The organism is Pseudomonas sp. BN411, from assembly GCF_029871235.1.
In the GTDB taxonomy this organism is placed as follows: Bacteria; Pseudomonadota; Gammaproteobacteria; order Pseudomonadales; family Pseudomonadaceae; genus Metapseudomonas.
On the sequence record NZ_SSOM01000061.1, the window covers coordinates 39,600 to 57,277 of the forward strand.

A 17,678-nucleotide genomic window follows, 5' to 3' on the forward strand; every position below is an offset into this window, starting at 1 on the left:
TGAGCGGGTCAATCGTAGATGTTCTTCTTCTTCCAGGTGTCTTCGTCTTCCAATGACTTCAGACCCTCAGTCAGCTCACTCGGTTCGTCAGCGCTCGGCTGGGCGTTTTCCAGCACCAGGGCGTTGGCGCGGGCGAGCTGGGCTTTCAGCTGTTGCAGCTGATTCTGGTAGTGGGCGGGGTCGGGCTGTTTCTGCAGGTACTGGACACCGCGCTCGAAGGCCAGGCGAGCCTGGCGCGGCTGGTTCTCTTGCAGGGCCTGCAGGCCGAGGTTGGTGAAGAACTCCACGTGCAGCTGGACCAGCATGTCGCGGATGTCCTTCACCCAACTCTTGGCCTCGTTGGCCGGTAGCAGGCCATCCTGGGCGGCACGGGTGATCTGGCCGTGGAGGCTTTCCAGTTGGAAGCGGATTTCCTTGGCCTTGGCTTCGTTGGCGATCTTCTGCGGCGGATTGTTCACCGGGATCGATTCGCCCTGGCCGACCAGCGAGCGGAGTTGCCCGAGGCGGGTCTTGAGGGCGTTGTCATTCTTGTCCACCTGCAGCAGGCGTTCACCGAGCTGCAATTGCAGTCGGGTCAGCAGCAGCTTGAGTGCGGGGGAAACCATCTGGCCGGGGAGGGTTTCGGAAAGGTCGGCGCAGCGGCGGATGCGGTCACTGAGGTCGGCCTTGAGTCGGGCCTTCTCCAGTTTGCTGTTCTCCACCATGTGGTTCACGTAGCCAATGACAATAAGGATGACGATACCGACAACGATCAACAGGGTGATCACGAGTGGCGACATCTGCAGGGCTCCGAGGTTCTTGTCAGAATGGGCTGAGTTTAGAGGCTCGACTTCCGTGCTCATAGAGGTGGATCAAAATTTGAGCAGAAGTCTTTGATTTTAAAAAGTTTTTGTTAGGGGGTTGACGGGTGTTCGAGGCGTCCCTAGAATGCGCGCCACTTCGACGCGATGCCCAGGCAACGCTGAGAAGCCGGAAGAAAGCATGAAAGCTGTTGTAAGTTCCGGGCCGCGTCCCCTTCGTCTAGTGGCCTAGGACACCGCCCTTTCACGGCGGTAACAGGGGTTCGAGTCCCCTAGGGGACGCCAATATTGCGGGAATAGCTCAGTTGGTAGAGCACGACCTTGCCAAGGTCGGGGTCGCGAGTTCGAGTCTCGTTTCCCGCTCCAAATTATGATCTACAGATGTCCAGTGAGGTCTGTAAGTCATTGAAAAAAGGGCCGTAAGGCCCTTTTTCGTTCCAGCGAATTCTTCTGAAATCTACCCCCTGCCAGGGCTTTTAAGTCCATTTTAAAGTCCATCTTTACGGGGGATGTGGTTTCCGGATTGTTGCTGGAGGAGCGAGGTCGGCGAGACAAGCATCTGGTCCTGACTCCTGTTCAGGAACTCGATCATGGCACTCACAGACGTCGCTGTCCGGCAGGCCCGGACTATTGGCAAAGACTATACCCTTCCTGACTTCGATGGCCTGTCGTTGGCGGTGTCTGCCACGGGCGGTAAGTCCTGGCACTTTAGATACTACTGGGCGGCCAAGCAGAAGCGGATGTCCTTGGGCACCTATCCGGAGGTCAGTCTCCGGGAAGCGCGTGCGCTGCGCGATGAGGCTCGCGCCCAGTTGGCGAAGGGGGTCAACCCCAAGATTGACCGCAAGCAGAAGCTACGGGCTGTCCGTTTGGCGACGGAGAACAACTTCCAGTCGGTGTATCTGCAGTGGCTGGCACACCGCAAGTTGGAGCTCAATGAGGGGCGGCAGAGCACGCTCTCGCAAATCCAGCGTGTCTTCGACAAGGATGTTTTGCCCGTCCTGGGCACCGTAACCATCTTCGATATTCGCCGTGCCCATCTGCTGGACGTACTTGCCAAGGTCGAGCAACGCGGGGCCTTCACAACTGCGGAGAAGGTGCGCACCTGGTTCCGGCAGTTGTTCCGCTTTGCCATGGTGAAAGTCGAAGGGTTGGAAGTTAACCCTGCGTCCGATCTGGACGTGGTTGCAGCCCCCAAGCCACCCGTTGCTCATAACCCGTTCCTGCGCTTGCATGAGTTGCCCGAGCTGTTGCACAAGATGCGCCGTTATAGAGGCAGCATCACCACGCAACTGGGGCTTCGTTTGTTGCTACTAACTGGCGTGCGCACCGGCGAATTGCGCCTGGCGACCCCGGATCAATTCGACCTGGAACGTGGTTTGTGGATCATCCCGCCGGAAGTGGTTAAGCAACTGCAGGACGGCATGCGCAAGCGTGGAAAGAGGCCGCAGGACATTCCACCCTACATCGTGCCGCTATCTGTCCAGGCAATCGAGATCGTTCGCTACTTGCTGGAGCGGGTCAATCCTGCGCAGCGCCATCTGCTGGCTCACCGTGGGGACCTAAAGAGGTGCATCAGCGAGAACACGCTGAATGCAGCGCTCAAACGCATGGGCTATGAGGGGTTGCTCACCGGTCATGGCATTCGTGGCACGCTCTCCACAGCGCTCAACGAAATTGGCTACCCCAGAATTTGGGTGGATGCCCAGCTCTCGCACGCGGACCCCAACAAGGTCAGCGCAACTTACAACCACGCCCTGTATGTGGAGCCGCGTCGGAAGATGATGCAGGACTGGGCGGATCGGCTCGATCTGCTGGAGCAGGGAGAGGCCAAGGCTGCCAGCACACACCTGACTATCCGCATTGATGGCATGCCGGTGCTGTACGAAGGTGCTGTGGATTCAATTGAGTCGGGTGCGTCTCCGATCCTGCTGCCGTCAACGGTGGGCGCGTTGGTCAAGCGCCTGTCAGCGGTGCCCATGCCGCTCGAGCCAGTTTCAGTGGCGGAGGCAGTGGTTTCGGAGGTCCAGCGCGAGCGTATGGAAATGCTCGAAACCTACGAGGCACCTCACAATTTGCCGGTGGTCCAGTTCGCCAAGCTGGCCGGCAAATCTCGGGATCAGATCAACCGCGAGATCAAGGCCGGCAAGTTGCTGACCTTGAGCATGGGCAATCGCGGCCAGCGGATTCCCGACTGGCAGCTTGATCCGCTTAAGCAAAGGCTGGTGCACGCGGTGCTGATGCGTTCGGAGGGTGTCGACTCGTGGCGACTCTATCAACTGCTGTTGCAGCCTCGGGGCTCATTGGGCGGGCGTTCGGCCATTGAGGGTGTCTCGCTTGCGAATCTCCATGAGGTAGTCCAGATGGTCAGCGGTGATCTTGCTCGGGATAGATACCCAGTAGGGGAAGTCGCGTAGTTTTCCTCTGTGTAGGGCAGCGAGATCGGTTGCTCGGAATCAGCAAGCGCGGAGATGGCTGCGATATGCCTGCTGTCGGCCCGCGACCGTTTCGCGCTCCGCCGCGCCGAAGTCTTCCGCCTCCTGGCGTAGCCGGTCCGCAAGACCGGAGATGAAGCTGACTATTTCGTCGCCCAGGCCTGGGCCGTTGGCTACAGGAGGTGTATCAGCGTTGAATGGTGCTTTTCGAGCCGGTATTGCCCAGTTCAATGCGCACGGCGTCAATGCTGGGCGCACCCCGCGTGCCAGGAGTGCGTTTCGGGCCTTCTGCACTAACGCCTTGTTGATGCCGCTACGCGCCATGGCGCTGGTCACTCCGACGATTTCGTGGTGTGACATGGAGTATGAAAGTACAGCTGTGCCAGCCCCCGGATTACGGCGATAGATCCAGACGAACTGGCTCTTGAGAAGCGGGCATTCTCAAACCTCAGCGGTGGTGGACGGGCGGAAGGGCAGTTTTTCCAGTACGCAGGCGGGCGGGACGGTGACGGAGAAGGTCGATCGCTACCGGCAGGCCGCGCGGCGCGAGAGCACCGAGCGCCGCTATCAGCAGGCACTCGCCCATTTCGAGGAAACCTGGGGTGGCTTCCTGCCCGCCAGCAGTGAGGCCATTGCCCGCTATCTGGCGGATTACGCCGAGACCCTGGCCAGCTCGACCTTGCGGGCGAATCTCGCTGCCCTGGCCAGCTCGACCTTGCGGGCGAATCTCGCTGCCCTGGCCAAGTGGCACCTCAGTCAGGGCTTTCCCGATCCGACCAAGGCGCCGCAGGTACGGGAGGTGCTGCGCGGCATCCAGGCCCTGCACCCCCGGCTGGAGCGGCAGGCAGAGCCCCTGCAATTGAGCGAGTTGACATGCTGCATCGACTGGCTAGTGGCGCAGGAACAGCTCGAACCTGGCAACCTATTGCGCTGCCGGCGCGACCGCGCCCTGATTCTGCTCGGCTTCTGGCGGGCCTTCCGCAGCGATGACCTGTGCCGGCTGCGGGTGGAATTCATTGACGCGCGTCCAGGGGAAGGCCTGGAGCTGTTGCTGCCGAGTAGCAAAGGGGACCGTGACAACCAGGGGCAAGTGTTCACGGTGCCCGCATTGAAGCGCTTGTGCCCGGTGGAGGCGTATCTCGATTGGCTGGCGGTCTCTGGGTTACAGCAAGGGCCGGTGTTTCGGGCCTTGGATCGCTGGGGGCATCTGGCCGACACCGGGCTGCATCCCTACAGCGTGTCGCGGATCCTTCGCCGGGTGTTGGTGCGCAGCGGCCTGGAGGGGAGCCGGTTCAGTAGTCACTCCCTGCGCCGCGGGTTTGCGACCTGGGCGAGTCGCAACCAGTGGAGCGCCAAGGCGCTGATGAGTTACGTCGGCTGGCGCGATGCCAAGGCCGCTTTGCGCTATGTTGAGCCGGAGATGCCGTTTGGCGAGCTGCGCCGCTAGTCGTGAATGGCCCCGTCGTCGGTTGTTTGCTCCGACTTGCTCGGTGGGCGAGGGGGCAAGCGGGACTCGCGCGGTGAGCGAGCCTGCCGACAGGAGGGCAGGTGACCGGACCTGACCCCACACGAACAGCCTCGCTAGCGCATCGGCGTCGGAGGGGCATCAAGCTTAGGCTTGGTTAACTGGGGCCGGGTGGGTGCATCGCTCGGCGAGGAGCGACCATAATGAGTGAGAGTTTTGCTGTGCAGTATTCCAAAATGCTGAAGCGCGCCACGCAAGTTCTCGGCAGTCGAAAGGCCGCCGAGCGCTGGATGGAGGCGCCGTCCTTGGGGCTCGAGGGGCGTCGTCCGATCGACATGCTCGCCAGCGCAGAGGACCTGGAAGTGCTCATGACCTTTCTCGGGCGTATCGAGTATGGGGTTTATCACTGACCCTGAGTTGTAAGGCCGCCGTTGCCGGCCTGGCGTGACCTGCTATCCCCTTTGCAAGCCCACTGTGAGGGTACCGGCATGCGTGAACGACCTGTCCCGTTGTCACCGGGGGCGTTAGCTTGCCAGGGCGTCGATCGCGTCCTGCTCGAGGCGGTGATCGCCTTGGTGCTGGAGGCTGGGCATCTGATTGCTGCGGAACTGGTGCGACCCGGGGGACCGAGAGGCGCCGGGGACAAGGCCGAGATTGATGTCGAGGTTGAGGTGATACTGCGCCAGGGACTGACTAAGCTGCTGGCCTGTGACTTTGTCGGTGAGAAACCGGTGTGCAGCTGACGGGGCATCACGATTGCTGGGTTGTGGATCCCAATGATGGCACCCGTGACTTCCTGCAAGGCCACCTGGGCTCGGCGATTTCCGTGGGCTTGCTACGAGAGTGTGTGCCGGTACTGGGCGTCGTCTTTGCCCCGCTGACGGCGCATGGCACCGATTGCATGGCATGGGCCGAGGTTGCTCCGTAATGGCGCGTTGATTGCGCCGAACATCGCGACAGGCGGACTGGCGGAAGGTGCGCAAGTCTTCGTCAGCCTCGCGGCGGGCGCCCGGCCGACCCAGAACGCCGAGCTTTGTGCGCCCGCCACCTTCCACCCTATGCCCAGCATTGCCTATCGGCTTGCGCGGGTGGCCGCGGGGGACGGGATCGCTGCAGTATCCTTGTACGCGGTGTCGACCCACGATGTGGTGGCAGGCCACGCGCTGCTGCGGGCCGGTGGCGGTGGCCTCTGGAACGAACGGGGACAGGCCTTGGGTTACGCGACAGCGGTGACATTCAATCAACCAGTCGGGTATTGCTTCGGCGGCGGGGAAATAGCCTGTCAGGAACTGATGAAGCGCCCGTGGCAGATTGTTCTCGCGGGCGGAGCATAACTGTGTGGCGGGCCTACACGCGGGCAGTCGCCCTACCCTATGTGAAAGCCAACTGCTGAGTTCTGCTGCGGGTCCGGAGCACCGATGGGCCGTATTCGGGGGAGCACGTCATCCCACCGAGCAAAGCGCCTACAGGAGTATCGTGTGCCAGATAAGCAAAGGCGTACATATATCCGGGTAGGAGGTGCTCGATGAAGATAGCTGCTATGGAACAGGCCGAATCGGTCCGTGATGTCCTGTGCGACGTCTGTGGCACTAGCACGCGTATTCAAGGGGATGGATCGCAATTTGGCACGCTTCGCGCCAGTTGGGGCTATGGCTCGGCCCATGATGGCGAACGCTATGAGGTCCATCTGTGCGAACCCTGTTTTTTCAGGACGCTTTCAGGCCTCAGCCGTGACCGCATGGTGAACTTCATGTTCAGTGAGGAGGATCAAGACCTCAGCGATTTTGGGCGCGTTGCTCGCGATGATCTGTCCAATGACGGCGGCAATTCGGTCACCTGATTTCCCTGCTGGAGCAGCATCCTGGGTCTAGCCGGCATTTCACCTGGAATTGCAGATTCAACGTCAGCGGGGCGGTGTATGAAACGCTTTACTCAGGGAGAGCATCTAGGCTAAAGCTCTAGGCATTTAGCTGTCCCGACTGCCTGAAAATTGCTACGGCAGCAGCTTGTTCACGTCATGAGCAGTGGCAGTGACTGAAGGCCGAACGGTGTCGATCTTAAGCTGTGCGGTCTCACTGGACCCAAGATCTTACTGCTGCAGCACCATACTCGACCTTCCAAGCGTTTATCGGCTCGCGCGGGTGGCCGCAGGGGATGGGATTGCAGCGGTGTCGTTGTACGCGGTGTCGCCCCACGATGTGGTGGCTGGTCACGCGCTGCTGCGGGCAGGTGGCGGCGGCCTATGGAATGAGCAGGGGCTAGAGTTGGGTTACGCCACGCCAGCGGAGTTCAATCAATCCGCTAGACATTGTTTCGGAGGGGCTGAAGCGGCTTGCTTCGGGCTGATGCAGCGTCCATGGCGGACTGTTTTACTCGACCGCCATGAATAGCCACGAAGCCGCGCCTCTTCACTGGACCCACGATTTTACTGTCGCGGCTCCATACTCGGCTTTCCAAGCATTCAGCACCTTGTTGTTACCGCCCTTCGTCTCGACCACTTCATTGGTGTGCGGATTCTTGTAGGTCTTGACGGTGCGCTCGCGACGGTGGCCCTTCTGAACCGGCAGGGGCGCGCGGGTGCGACCGGGGTCTAGGATGTTGATTACCGCCTTTAGCCCCAAGCCATATTCATCCAGAAGCGCTCGGAGTTTGGTTTCAAACTCAATTTCGCGCTTGAGCTCTGAGTCGTTTTTGAGGCTGTTCAGCGCGGTGAGTTGTTCCGCCAGTTGTGCTTCCAGGCGTTTAAATTCAGCCAGTTTGCTCATTGCGTTCTCCTTAGCGTGATGCCAATGGACGCCGCAGTTGGCCGGCAATGCCCACATATACTCTGGCGGTTGTCATTGCTCTTGATTGGCTTACAAGAATGGCTCTGTTCCAAACCATCAGTCCAAATTCTCTGCTATGTGCCTGACGAGCTTGAGTGGTTCGGCGCTGTCGATGATAGAGAACATCAGATCTCGTTTGCTGCGGGGAAGCCGTTGGGCGCAGCGTTTCGCAGTAGCCTTGATGGCTCTATCCGAACAGTGAATCTGAGCGGCGAGCAAGAGGGCAATGGTGGCGTCCAATAAAGTCAAACTGCGATGCCTTGTGTCAGTTAGTAAGCCAGTATTCGCCAACTTGTAGGTCACTTCAAGTTAGAGGATGCGCTGTTCGATGACGTCCGCCGGGGCGTTGACGTAGGCCTTGCCGGCGATGAGTTTGGCAGTGGCCTACTTGTTCTCATCGTTGGCGTTGATTATGCGGCTGGCGTCGAGCAGAGCCATTACCAGGGCCCGCGCGGTAACGGGGTTCTGCTCGACGAAGTCGCGCGAGCAACCCAGCACTTTCTCCGGATGGTCCGCCCAGATCTGCTGGGTGGTGGTGGCGGTGAAACCGATCTTGTCGAAGATCGCCGATGCACCACAGGACTTGCCGACGCAGAAGCCGTCCATGTTGCCGACGTGCAGGTAGGCGGCCATCTGCGGCGGCACGGTGATGTCTTCACATCGGCTATCGAGTTGATGCCGTGGCTGGCCAGACAGTAGTAGAGCCACATGGTGTCCTGGGCATGCGCGTCGGCCCCTGGGAAACTGAAATTCCATAGACCTACTGGCCATAGCACGTACCTCTGTGTCCCCCGTCAGGGGGGCAGACACTCATGCCGGCATGCTGGAACCTAACCCAAAGAAGCTTTCGGGCGGCGCTCTGCCAAGGACGTTCAATTCGGCATGCAGCGCCTTCTTTTGTCGCAAATTGCTCTTGGGAGAGATTCGGATGTCGCTTGATCCAGAGGTCACGGCACTGCTGAGTTTGATTGAGGAGCACCTACCTGCGCTTGGCAGTGTGCCAATCGATGTGTATCGCGGCATTAATGGCAGCTTGGTCTCCGCTATGCCCCCGGGGCCTGAGTTACATCAGGTGAAAGACATGGACTTCGCTGGACCTGGTGGCAACCTACGGCTACGCCTGTACGTGCCGCAGGCCGTTAATCCCGAACTAGTGATCTTGTATTTCCATGGTGGTGGTTGGACCGTTGGGGATCTGGACAGCCATGACGCGGCGCTACGAATGCTGGCAAAGGACACTGGAGCAGCATTGGTGTCAGTCGATTATCGATTGGCGCCGGAGCATTCTTTCCCGGCGGCTATTGACGATGCCTACGCCGCGCTGACCTGGGTAAGTGATGCCTTACCGCGCTGGTTTGGCTCCCCGCTCCCGCTGGTGGTAGGTGGTGACAGCGCGGGGGGGAATCTGTCTGCGGTGGTTTCTATTATGGCCCGCGATCGCCAGGGGCCATCGATCACTGCTCAGCTGCTTCTCTATCCCAGCACTGCCGGCTGTGAGTTTATCAATTCACCGCATCTATGTGGTGAAGAGCCACCATTTCTCAGGCTGTCGGACATCAATTGGTTCTTTGATCAATACGTGCCCGACTGTGCCACTCGCCGCGATCCTCGTTTTGCACCACTGCTCATGGACGACCTTCGTGGTCTGCCGCCAGCACTGGTATTGACTGCTCAGTACGACCTATTGACAGCGGAGGGAAAGACTTACTCGAGGCGTCTCAAGGATGCAGGTACTCCATGTGAGTTCTTGTGTTATGACGGCACGGTGCATGGGTTCTTCTCTCTGGCGCCTACTCAGCGTCAGGCTGTTCAAGCGCGTAAGGATATAGGCGCATTTCTGAATAGAGTGGTGAGGAGGGCGCCCATAAAGTCGTAAGAAACTTTTCATCTATATTTGTGGGTGAGAAGAATTGCAAGAAATTCAATTATTGCCAATGGCGTCGAGTGCGCGGCTCGCTGTGAAGTAAGTGTAGTTAAGGGCCGGCTGCATCAGATTCCGATTATAAAAACAAAACTAAAGTCGGGAGTATTGTAACTGTGAACGTTCAGAAAAGTAGTAATGATCACCTGGCCATTCCAGCGCGAATCGGCGCAAAAATATCTGTGGGTTCCAGCGTTCTGTTGCTGGCTGCTTCAGCCCACGGTATTGAGTTGGGATCAAACCCCGATTTACAAATAAAATGGGATAACACTCTTGCGTACACTATCGGTGCCCGCGTAAAGGATGCTGATAGACGCATTGCTACTAACGTCAATTTCGACGAATCTGACAACCTCTTTTCTGACGCTGGTGACGTGGTCACCAACCGAATTTCAGTTCTTAGCGAGTTCGATACCGTCTACAAGGAAAACTACGGTTTCCGAGTGAGTGCTTCTGCCTGGAAGGACTTCGCGTACGACAACTCATCCTCCACCGCCTCGGGTGATTTTATACCAGGGGTGCCTTACCGCGAACTGGCAAGCTATGACAATCGGCGATACTCCTCTTACACGAAGCGTAACTATGTGCAAGGCGCTGAAATATTGGATGCCTTCGTGTTTGGCGGTTTTGATTTGGGCGATCACCGAGTGGACCTTAAGCTCGGCCAGCTAATGCAATACTGGGGTAACTCGATTTTCCAAGGTTTTCACAGTATTTCCTATTCACAATCTCCTCTTGATCTGGGTAAGGCCTTGGCTAACCCGGGTGCTCGATTGAATGAACTGTTCCTGCCTCGGGAGCAGATCGCCGGTCAAATTCAGTTGACCCCGGACCTTAGTCTGGCGGCCCAGTATTTTTTTGGCTGGGATCACGATCGACTACCTGAAGGTGGCACCTACTTGGGCTTTGCCGACTTCTTGTTTAACGGGCCTGACAAGGCATTTTTGGGCCAGTTCGATCCCGTCACGGGAGCGCCGGTATTGGTACGGCGAAGCAGTGCCTTCGAGCCGGACGATAACAACGGGAATTTTGGCTTGGCCCTGCGCTGGTCGCCTGAGTTCCTACGGGGAACTGTTGGGGCTTACTACCGGCATTTTGATGAAACACAGCCTTGGGCTCCTTTGCTGGGAGTGGACCCATCCACCGGTGGTCTGAATTATCACTTGGCATACGCCAAGGGCGTCGACATGTTTGCGCTGAGCCTCGACAAGCAGATTGGCGATTACAGCTTCGGCTTTGAGCTGTCTCACCGCAGAAACACCGCTCTGATGTCCACGACCGGCCCGTTACCCAGCGATCTTTCTGGGAAAGAAGGTGCACGAGGCAACACAGTGCATGCAATCGCCAACGTGGCCATAGGCCTGACACCGACCCGGTTCTACGACACTGGCACTGCGCTTGTTGAGTTGAGTTGGGGTCACCTGCTGAGTGTCACTGAGAATAAGGAGCTCTATAACGGTGAAGGTACTGCTGCGTGCCGTCGCAAGTGGGACGGCTGTTCCACCGATGACGTGGTGAATTTGGCGTTCCAATTTGAACCACAATGGCTGCAGCCTATCGCTGGAGTGGACCTGTCGTTACCGATCAGCGGAACGTACGGGGTATATGGCAATGGCGCGACCCTATCTAGTGGATATCAGGGTTCGATGAACTATTCAGTTGGACTGAGTGCCGATATCCAGCGGCAGTACAAAGTCAAACTGGCCTACAACGGCTACTACTACCGCCCAGGCTCGCAGGCGTCCTATACGCCCGGTGGTCCTGAGCATTACGAGTCCGGCAATGGCTATTACTGGCTCAACGACCGTGACTGGGTGTCGCTGACATTCCAGGCGACTTTCTGACCATCGACCTTCACGCGAGCGAGGATTAACCATGAACCGAGGCCGTATTTACTCATTTCTTTGCATGACTCTGATTTTCAAGGCGAGCACAATTTATGCCGCTGAAGATCTGACACCATGGGGCGCAATAAAGGGTGCAAACGCTGACGGCTCAATTCCTGTCTACAGCGATGCGCCCACTCAGCCACCGGCGGGCTTTTCCGGCGAGGCCGGGCACTATCCAGATCCATTTGCCAACGAAAAGCCGCTGTACTCTGTGAGCAACGGTAACCAGGGCCAGTATGCTGACGTCCTCACTGACGGCGTTAAAGAACTTCTGAAACGATTCCCCAGCTATCGAGTTGATGTTTACCCGACCCATCGTACCCACCGCTATTCGACCTGGGAGCTTCAGCAGATTGCCAAGAACGCCACTTCAGCCAAGTTGGTAGGTGAAGGGGATGGTGTCGAAGGTTCCTACGGCCCCGTGCCGTTTCCTAAACCGAGCAACGGTTATGAAGTGCTGTGGAATCATTACAACCGGTCGGAACCGGCAGCCTTCCAGTTTCGTGCATGGGGTTACTTGGTGGATGCTTCGGGTCGGCCGACCCTCATCGAAGACCTTTCTCTAAAAACCCTCAAGCTGGTTCATGATCAGCGCAAGACTAGTCTGGAGGGCCCTTACAAGCAGAAAACTCGCATGACCTACCAAGGGCCTGCGTCTCAGTCCGGCACGCAGTTGCTGTGGTTCTACTCGCAGAACTACAGCAAGGATAATCAGATCTTTTATTCGTACACGCCTGGTCAGCGACGTGTGCGAATAGCTCCGGAGTTTGCCTATGACACTCCGGTAGCCAGCAAGGGAGGGGCAATTGTCTATGACGAAGTATCTCTTTTCGAGGGGCGTCCGGATCGCTTTGATTTCAAGATTGTAGGCCGCAAAGAAATAATTGTGCCCTATAACAACAACCGCATGAACGAACCATCTGCTACTAAGGAGTCCGTTCTCGGCAAGAATTTTATAAGCCCCGACTGGATGCGTTGGGAGAAGCATCGGGTATGGGTGCTTGAGGCGAACCTAAAACCCGGAAAGCGCCACATTTACAGTAAGCGCCGATTTTACGTGGATGAGGACAGCTGGGCGATCTTGGCTTCTGAATCCTATGATCAAGCTGGAAAGCTTTACCGTGTGGGTATGATGAACCCTGTACTGATGTATGACACCGGTACTCAATGGTGCAATTCGTTCATCATTTATGACTTGATCAAGAACAACTACTCAATCTCGGTTTGGTTGGGCGGCAATGAACGCAATTTCCTCAAGGCTCAAAAAGAGCTGTTTGCAGAGAAGGAGTTTACTCCCGAAGCAGTTCAGGCATCTGGCGTGCGTTGACATTGCACAAAAAAGGCCCGCGTAACATTGCGGGCCTTTCATGGGATCAGGAGAGAGGAATGAAAGCTCTTGTTTATGCCGGGCCTCGGAAAATTACTTATACCGACATGCCTGACCCGATTATTGAAGAAGATCGGGATGTCATTGTGCAAGTCAGTGCCTGCAGTATTTGCGGTAGCGATCTTCATATTTATGCAGGTGAATCCTTTACAGGTGAATCGGGCGGCTTTTGCGTGGGGCACGAAGCTGTCGGCGAGGTGGTGGCAGTTGGCTCAGGGGTGCGTCACCGAAAGGTAGGCGACCGAGTCATGCTGCCAGCGGCGGTTGGTTGCGGCGAATGTCGTAAATGCCTGGCGGGCGATGTCCTGCAGTGCCTGAATTTCCGGCAGCAGTGCTACGGCTTGGGATCGGCTTTACAGGGTTGCCAAGCGCAACTGGTTCGAGTGCCAGTCGGTGACCTCAACAGCAGCATTATTCCCGATGGGCTGAGTGACGAGCAGGCGTTAATGCTGACCGACAGTATGGCCACGGCATGGTATGGCTGTCGCAACGCTGCAATTCGTCCTGGGGCGGATGTGGCTATTGTAGGGCTCGGTCCTATAGGTCTGATGGCTATTGAGGGCGCCTTTGCCATGGGGGCTGCCCGGGTGTTTGCTATTGACCCGGTGAAGGAACGGCGTGCATGGGCTCAGTCTCTGGGTGCCATTGCTCTGGAGCCGTTGACTGCAGCTGAGGTGATCCGCGACGCGACCGCCGGACAGATGCTGGATTGTGTTGTGGAGGCAGCAGGGACTACCCCTGCATTGACGAACGCTTTGAAGTTGGCCGGACGAGAGAAAAATGTATCGGTTATCGGCGTCAACCTTTCACCCAACTTCCCCTTTCCACTTGGTGAAGTGCTCTTGCGTGGCGTGAATCTGGCGATTGGTACCTGCTCGGTCCCGCGTTACTGGCCCGAGCTGATTCCGCTGGTGCGGGAGGGACGGCTTAACCCCCATCGTTTCATCACCCATCGCGCTCCTCTGGCAGAAGGCGCCGCAATCTACACAGCTTTTGCCGAACGTCAGGAAGGCATATTGAAGGCGGTCCTTAGACCCTAAGGGGTCACAACTGAGTCCGCGGGCTCGGTACGAGGATTTGCTTGGTGCTTCGTGTCCCTCTTCAGGGGGGCAGACAGATCATGTGCCTTGCCTGAAGCTGGGGTCACGAGATGATAGCTGTGAATCGTGATTGCAGCAGATTTACCCAACCAAGGGCGCTCAAGTTCGAAGCTTGTGAAGCTGACTGACTTGTCTAGATCCGCTTGAATACGGCGCCACATTACAAGAACAACAGATGGTCCGGAGTGATGGTAGAGTGAAGAGCCTGCCTGGTAATACCTTTTCTTTGCGCCTGTTCCACCGTGGCGCATGTTCGTTCGGGCTGCGCAGCGGCGTTTTTATGGGTTTGCTGCTTAGCACAGCCACCTTGCTTGCGGCCGATTATCAATTTCGCGATCCATTGAGTCAGCCCGCATTATTTTCCCAATCGCCTCAAACACAGCCAGCTTTCGCGGTGGCCGAAGCGGGTACACGGCTAGTTGCTGTGGGGCCGCGTGGAATGATCTTGGTCTCTGAGGATAAGGGTACCAGTTGGCACCAGTCGCCCGTTGGGGTTAGCTCGGATTTGACATCTGTGTACTTCATCAACGGTCAGAAGGGATGGGCCGCAGGCCACGATGGAGTGATCTTACACAGCGAAGACGGCGGCGAGTCCTGGGTCAAGCAACTTGACGGGCGTCAGGCCGAATACGAGTTCATCCAGCATTACAAGCGCCGCGTGGACGCCGGCCAGCTGGGTTACCAAAGATACTTGGACGAACTGGCGGCAAACTTCCGCAGCGGTCCTAGCCTTCCATACCTTGGCATTTGGTTCGAGAACGAGATGGTGGGCTATGCATTGGGTTCCTTCGGCATGCTCGTGGCCACGTTTGACGGCGGCAAGAGTTGGAAACCCTGGCTGGACCGCATTGATAACCCTCAGGCTCTGAACCTCAATGCCGTACGCGCTATCGATGGTGAACTCTACCTGGTCGGTGAGCGTGGCGCAGTGTTTCGTCTGGACCGCAGCCAGGGGCGCTTTGTTTCACTGCCCACTGGATATCAAGGAAGTTTCTTCGGCATCACTGGCGGCAGCGGGGTGCTGTTGGCTTTTGGTTTGCGAGGTTCTGTCTGGCGCAGTGCCGACAGCGGGCGGAGCTGGAACCGGGTAGAAAGTGGAGTCACTGGCTCCATTAGCGACGGTGACAGCAGCGCCGACGGAAGAAAAGTGCTGCTGGTCAGCGCCACCGGCGACGTGGTGGAAAGCCTTGATGCCGGACTTTCATTTCATTCGCTGACGGTACCGCCCAAGGCCTACACCGGAGCTCGGCTACTGCCTGGCAGCGCGGTGCTTGCCACCCTGCAGGGCATCTACCTCCTGCCGCTGAACCCTTGAACCATTGGCACCGAACTGAGTGGGACTTTCTTATGCGACCTGACAAACAGCAACCTGATGCTATGCCAACGGTGCCTCGTTTTGAGGATTTCAACCGGCATTCGGGAAATGTGATCGAGCGTATCGTGTTCAACAATCGACGGTCGATCATCTCGGTCTGTCTGTTGATCAGTTTGCTGCTGGGTTGGAACGCACTGCAACTGCGGATGAATGCTAGCTTCGAGAGAATGATTCCGCAGTCCCATCCCTACATCCAAAATTATTTGAACAATCAGGACGCCTTACGTGGTCTGGGCGACTCGGTTCGCATCGCAGTAGAGAATACCCAAGGCGATATTTACGATCCTGCGTACCTGGAAGTTTTGCGCACCATCAACGACCGGATCTTCCTGTTACCCGGTGTCGACCGTGCCTTCATGCGTTCGCTGTGGACGCCGCTGGTACGCTGGACTGAGGTCACCGAAGAGGGTTTTACCGGTGGTCCGGTTATGCCCGAGAGCTACGACGGTTCTGTAGCGAGTCTGGCCCAGCTGCGTGGAAATGTGCAGCGCGCAGGTATCGTCGGATCCTTGGTTGCCAACGATGGCCGCTCCAGCTTGGTCCTGGTGCCGTTAATGGAGCGCGATCCGCATACAGGGGAGCCACTAGACTACGCGGCGTTTTCCCGAGCGTTGGAGCATGAGGTCCGCAGTCTTGAGAACGCTCAGATCAAGATCCACATCATTGGTTTCGCGAAGCTGGCGGGGGATCTGATCGACGGCCTGGTTCAGGTGACGCTGTTCTTTGCTGGTGCGGCATTGATCGCACTGCTGATTATTTACCTCTACACCCGCTGCGTGCGTAGCACCTTGATTGTGGTGCTGTGCTCGGTGGTGGCAGTGGTCTGGCAGTTAGGCGTCATGCAAATCCTGGGGTTTGTCGCTGATCCCTATTCGATATTGGTGCCGTTCTTAGTGTTCGCCATTGGCGTATCTCATGGTGCGCAGAAAATGAACGGGATTATGGAGGACATCGGCCGTGGCACCCATAAGTACGTGGCTGCCCGATACACCTTCCGCCGTCTGTTCATTGCTGGCGTCACCGCATTGATAGCCGATGTCGTGGGTTTTGCGGTTCTGACCCTGATCGACATACCCGTGATCCGTGATTTGGCGCTCAGCGCCAGTATCGGCATCGGCATTCTGGTATTCACCAACTTGCTACTGTTACCGATACTGCTCTCGTACACGAGCGTCAGCCCTAAGGCTGCGGCGCGGAGTCTCAAGGCACAGGCGAAGCAGGGCGGAGTCTACGCCGTCCTGGAAGGCTTTTGCGGGCGGCGGGGTGCGCTGCTAGCGGTAACGGCAGCGGCTTCGCTGTTACTGGTGGCTTTAGTCATCCGCACTGATTTGCAAATTGGTGATTTGGACGCCGGTGCGCCGGAGTTGCGCCCGGACTCACGATACAACCGCGATAACCAGTTCATTACCCAGAATTTTGGCCTGTCGAGTGATCAGTTCGCAGTTATCGTCAAATCTTCAGATGGTGGCCTTGGCCAGTTCCCCACGCTGATCGAGGAGGATCGCCTTGAGCAGTTACTGCTTGCTACGCCTGGCGTCCAGACCACAATGGCGGCGGCGAGCTTAGTGCGGCGCACCACGCCTGGCTTCTTCGAAGGCAACTTGAAATGGTTCACCCTGAATCGCGACCCAGCGGTAATCTCCGACGCTCTGAATCAAGTCAGTCTGGCCAATCCGGAGGTGATCAGCGAGGACCGCAGCGTCGGAACGGTAATTGCCTATCTTTCTGATCATAAGGCCGAAACTCTTCAGCGGGTGGTCAAGGCTACCGAGGCCTTCGCTGCTGCTAGTGAGGGCGGGCCGGCGCAGTTCTTGCTGGCCGCAGGCTCTTCCGGTATCGAGGCGGCGACCAATATTGTTGTTGCCGAGGCCAATCACCGTATGCTGTTGCTTGTATACCTGGCTGTGATGCTGTTGTGTTTTATCACTTTCCGGAGTTGGCGCGCAGTGATAGTGGCGGTGCTTCCGCTGATCGTGACCTCGATTCTATGTGAGGCGCTAATGGTGCTTCTGGATATTGGCATCAAGGTTGCTACCTTGCCGGTAATCGCCTTGGGTGTAGGGATCGGCGTGGACTACGCGCTGTACCTGCTTAGCGTGCAGTTGGCGCACCAGCGTAACGGCGTACCGCTGCGTGAGGCCTATAGCCGCGCCTTGCGCTTCACAGGCAAGGTCGTGGCGCTCGTGGGACTTACTCTGGCTGCGGGCGTGGTGCTCTGGGCCGTGTCACCAATAAAGTTCCAGGCAGATATGGGCATCCTGCTGACTTTCATGTTCCTTTGGAACATGGTTGGGGCCTTGGTCTTGATTCCGGCGTTGTCACATTTTCTGCTGCGTACCGAGCATGTATTCAAGCCGGGCTCTGTGAGCTTGACGGCCGCTTCCGCGACCTGAGCAGGCTTTCTGAGGGCTCGGGCTCTGTCCGAGCCGTGCCAGCTCAGCACACGTTCAGTGGTGGTTTTTCCACCAGTACCATAGTAGG

15 protein-coding genes, 2 tRNA genes and 2 pseudogenes are annotated in these 17,678 nt (G+C 57.5%); 15 read left to right on the plus strand and 4 right to left on the minus strand.

Annotated features, from left to right (window positions below; all coding sequences use genetic code 11):
* Positions 1–8: 8 nt before the first annotated feature.
* Complete coding sequence (locus tag E8F06_RS09535) at positions 9–779, minus strand: hypothetical protein (protein WP_280366528.1); 771 nt, start codon at positions 777–779, stop codon at positions 9–11.
* 230 nt (positions 780–1,009) lie between these two features.
* Here E8F06_RS09535 and E8F06_RS09540 point away from each other — a divergent pair.
* From E8F06_RS09540 to E8F06_RS09550, 3 genes are all read left to right on the plus strand, one after another.
* Positions 1,010–1,085 (plus strand) — tRNA-Glu (locus tag E8F06_RS09540).
* Between the two features lie 5 nt (positions 1,086–1,090).
* A tRNA-Gly gene (locus tag E8F06_RS09545) sits at positions 1,091–1,166 on the plus strand.
* Between the two features lie 224 nt (positions 1,167–1,390).
* On the plus strand, positions 1,391–3,217 hold the full coding sequence (locus tag E8F06_RS09550) for an integrase arm-type DNA-binding domain-containing protein (protein WP_280360092.1): 1,827 nt from the start codon (positions 1,391–1,393) through the stop codon (positions 3,215–3,217).
* A gap of 208 nt (positions 3,218–3,425) precedes the next feature.
* On the opposite strand, the pseudogene E8F06_RS09555 reads toward E8F06_RS09550, so the two are convergent.
* Positions 3,426–3,559: pseudogene (locus tag E8F06_RS09555) on the minus strand (DNA-binding protein); the annotation flags it as partial.
* Positions 3,560–3,740: 181 nt separating this feature from the next.
* Here E8F06_RS09555 and E8F06_RS09560 point away from each other — a divergent pair.
* From E8F06_RS09560 to E8F06_RS09575, 6 genes are all read left to right on the plus strand, one after another.
* Positions 3,741–4,682, plus strand: a complete 942-nt coding sequence (locus tag E8F06_RS09560; RefSeq protein WP_280360093.1) for a site-specific integrase — start codon at positions 3,741–3,743, stop codon at positions 4,680–4,682.
* 221 nt (positions 4,683–4,903) lie between these two features.
* Complete coding sequence (locus E8F06_RS09565) at positions 4,904–5,110, plus strand: MbcA/ParS/Xre antitoxin family protein (RefSeq protein ID WP_280360094.1); 207 nt, start codon at positions 4,904–4,906, stop codon at positions 5,108–5,110.
* Between the two features lie 78 nt (positions 5,111–5,188).
* On the plus strand, positions 5,189–5,443 hold the full coding sequence (locus E8F06_RS29340) for a hypothetical protein (protein WP_348530033.1): 255 nt from the start codon (positions 5,189–5,191) through the stop codon (positions 5,441–5,443).
* A 23-nt stretch (positions 5,444–5,466) separates the two neighbouring features.
* Positions 5,467–5,628 (plus strand): inositol monophosphatase family protein, encoded by a 162-nt coding sequence (locus E8F06_RS29345; RefSeq protein WP_348530034.1) that lies wholly within the window; start codon positions 5,467–5,469, stop codon positions 5,626–5,628.
* Positions 5,588–6,034 (plus strand): hypothetical protein, encoded by a 447-nt coding sequence (locus E8F06_RS29350; protein WP_348530036.1) that lies wholly within the window; start codon positions 5,588–5,590, stop codon positions 6,032–6,034. The genes E8F06_RS29345 and E8F06_RS29350 overlap by 41 nt, the downstream gene beginning before the upstream one ends.
* A gap of 191 nt (positions 6,035–6,225) precedes the next feature.
* A complete protein-coding gene (locus tag E8F06_RS09575) occupies positions 6,226–6,540 on the plus strand; it encodes a hypothetical protein (protein ID WP_280360095.1) in 315 nt (104 codons plus the stop codon).
* Between the two features lie 568 nt (positions 6,541–7,108).
* Here E8F06_RS09575 and E8F06_RS09585 read toward each other — a convergent pair.
* Together E8F06_RS09585 and E8F06_RS09595 are read right to left on the minus strand one after the other, a co-directional pair.
* Complete coding sequence (locus tag E8F06_RS09585) at positions 7,109–7,465, minus strand: histone-like nucleoid-structuring protein, MvaT/MvaU family (RefSeq protein WP_280360096.1); 357 nt, start codon at positions 7,463–7,465, stop codon at positions 7,109–7,111.
* Positions 7,466–7,837: 372 nt separating this feature from the next.
* Positions 7,838–8,235, minus strand: a pseudogene (locus tag E8F06_RS09595) (CmpA/NrtA family ABC transporter substrate-binding protein); the annotation flags it as partial.
* Between the two features lie 218 nt (positions 8,236–8,453).
* Between E8F06_RS09595 and E8F06_RS09600 the strand changes: the two are divergent.
* From E8F06_RS09600 to E8F06_RS09625, 6 genes are all read left to right on the plus strand, one after another.
* Complete coding sequence (locus tag E8F06_RS09600) at positions 8,454–9,401, plus strand: alpha/beta hydrolase (protein ID WP_280360100.1); 948 nt, start codon at positions 8,454–8,456, stop codon at positions 9,399–9,401.
* 161 nt (positions 9,402–9,562) lie between these two features.
* Complete coding sequence (locus E8F06_RS09605; RefSeq protein WP_280347768.1) at positions 9,563–11,290, plus strand: DUF1302 family protein; 1,728 nt, start codon at positions 9,563–9,565, stop codon at positions 11,288–11,290.
* Between the two features lie 31 nt (positions 11,291–11,321).
* Entirely contained in the window at positions 11,322–12,662 is a 1,341-nt protein-coding gene (locus tag E8F06_RS09610) for a DUF1329 domain-containing protein (RefSeq protein ID WP_280347770.1), read from the plus strand.
* A gap of 59 nt (positions 12,663–12,721) precedes the next feature.
* Positions 12,722–13,762, plus strand: a complete 1,041-nt coding sequence (locus E8F06_RS09615; RefSeq protein WP_280347771.1) for an alcohol dehydrogenase catalytic domain-containing protein — start codon at positions 12,722–12,724, stop codon at positions 13,760–13,762.
* Between the two features lie 256 nt (positions 13,763–14,018).
* Complete coding sequence (locus E8F06_RS09620) at positions 14,019–15,137, plus strand: YCF48-related protein (protein WP_280347772.1); 1,119 nt, start codon at positions 14,019–14,021, stop codon at positions 15,135–15,137.
* Positions 15,138–15,169: 32 nt separating this feature from the next.
* Positions 15,170–17,590 (plus strand): MMPL family transporter, encoded by a 2,421-nt coding sequence (locus tag E8F06_RS09625; protein ID WP_280360101.1) that lies wholly within the window; start codon positions 15,170–15,172, stop codon positions 17,588–17,590.
* Positions 17,591–17,678 lie beyond the last annotated feature (88 nt).

Excerpts from the sequence above, each read along its gene's own strand:
- E8F06_RS09585 (WP_280360096.1), bottom strand. The coding sequence starts at position 7,465 with ATGAGCAAACTGGCTGAATTTAAACGCCTGGAAGCACAACTGGCGGAA.
- E8F06_RS29350 (WP_348530036.1), top strand. The coding sequence starts at position 5,588 with ATGGCACCGATTGCATGGCATGGGCCGAGGTTGCTCCGTAATGGCGCG.
- E8F06_RS09535 (WP_280366528.1), bottom strand. The coding sequence starts at position 779 with ATGTCGCCACTCGTGATCACCCTGTTGATCGTTGTCGGTATCGTCATC.
- E8F06_RS09625 (WP_280360101.1), top strand. The coding sequence starts at position 15,170 with ATGCGACCTGACAAACAGCAACCTGATGCTATGCCAACGGTGCCTCGT.
- E8F06_RS09550 (WP_280360092.1), top strand. The coding sequence starts at position 1,391 with ATGGCACTCACAGACGTCGCTGTCCGGCAGGCCCGGACTATTGGCAAA.
- E8F06_RS09610 (WP_280347770.1), top strand. The coding sequence starts at position 11,322 with ATGAACCGAGGCCGTATTTACTCATTTCTTTGCATGACTCTGATTTTC.
- E8F06_RS09575 (WP_280360095.1), top strand. The coding sequence starts at position 6,226 with ATGAAGATAGCTGCTATGGAACAGGCCGAATCGGTCCGTGATGTCCTG.
- E8F06_RS29340 (WP_348530033.1), top strand. The coding sequence starts at position 5,189 with ATGCGTGAACGACCTGTCCCGTTGTCACCGGGGGCGTTAGCTTGCCAG.
- E8F06_RS09615 (WP_280347771.1), top strand. The coding sequence starts at position 12,722 with ATGAAAGCTCTTGTTTATGCCGGGCCTCGGAAAATTACTTATACCGAC.
- E8F06_RS09565 (WP_280360094.1), top strand. The coding sequence starts at position 4,904 with ATGAGTGAGAGTTTTGCTGTGCAGTATTCCAAAATGCTGAAGCGCGCC.
- E8F06_RS09600 (WP_280360100.1), top strand. The coding sequence starts at position 8,454 with ATGTCGCTTGATCCAGAGGTCACGGCACTGCTGAGTTTGATTGAGGAG.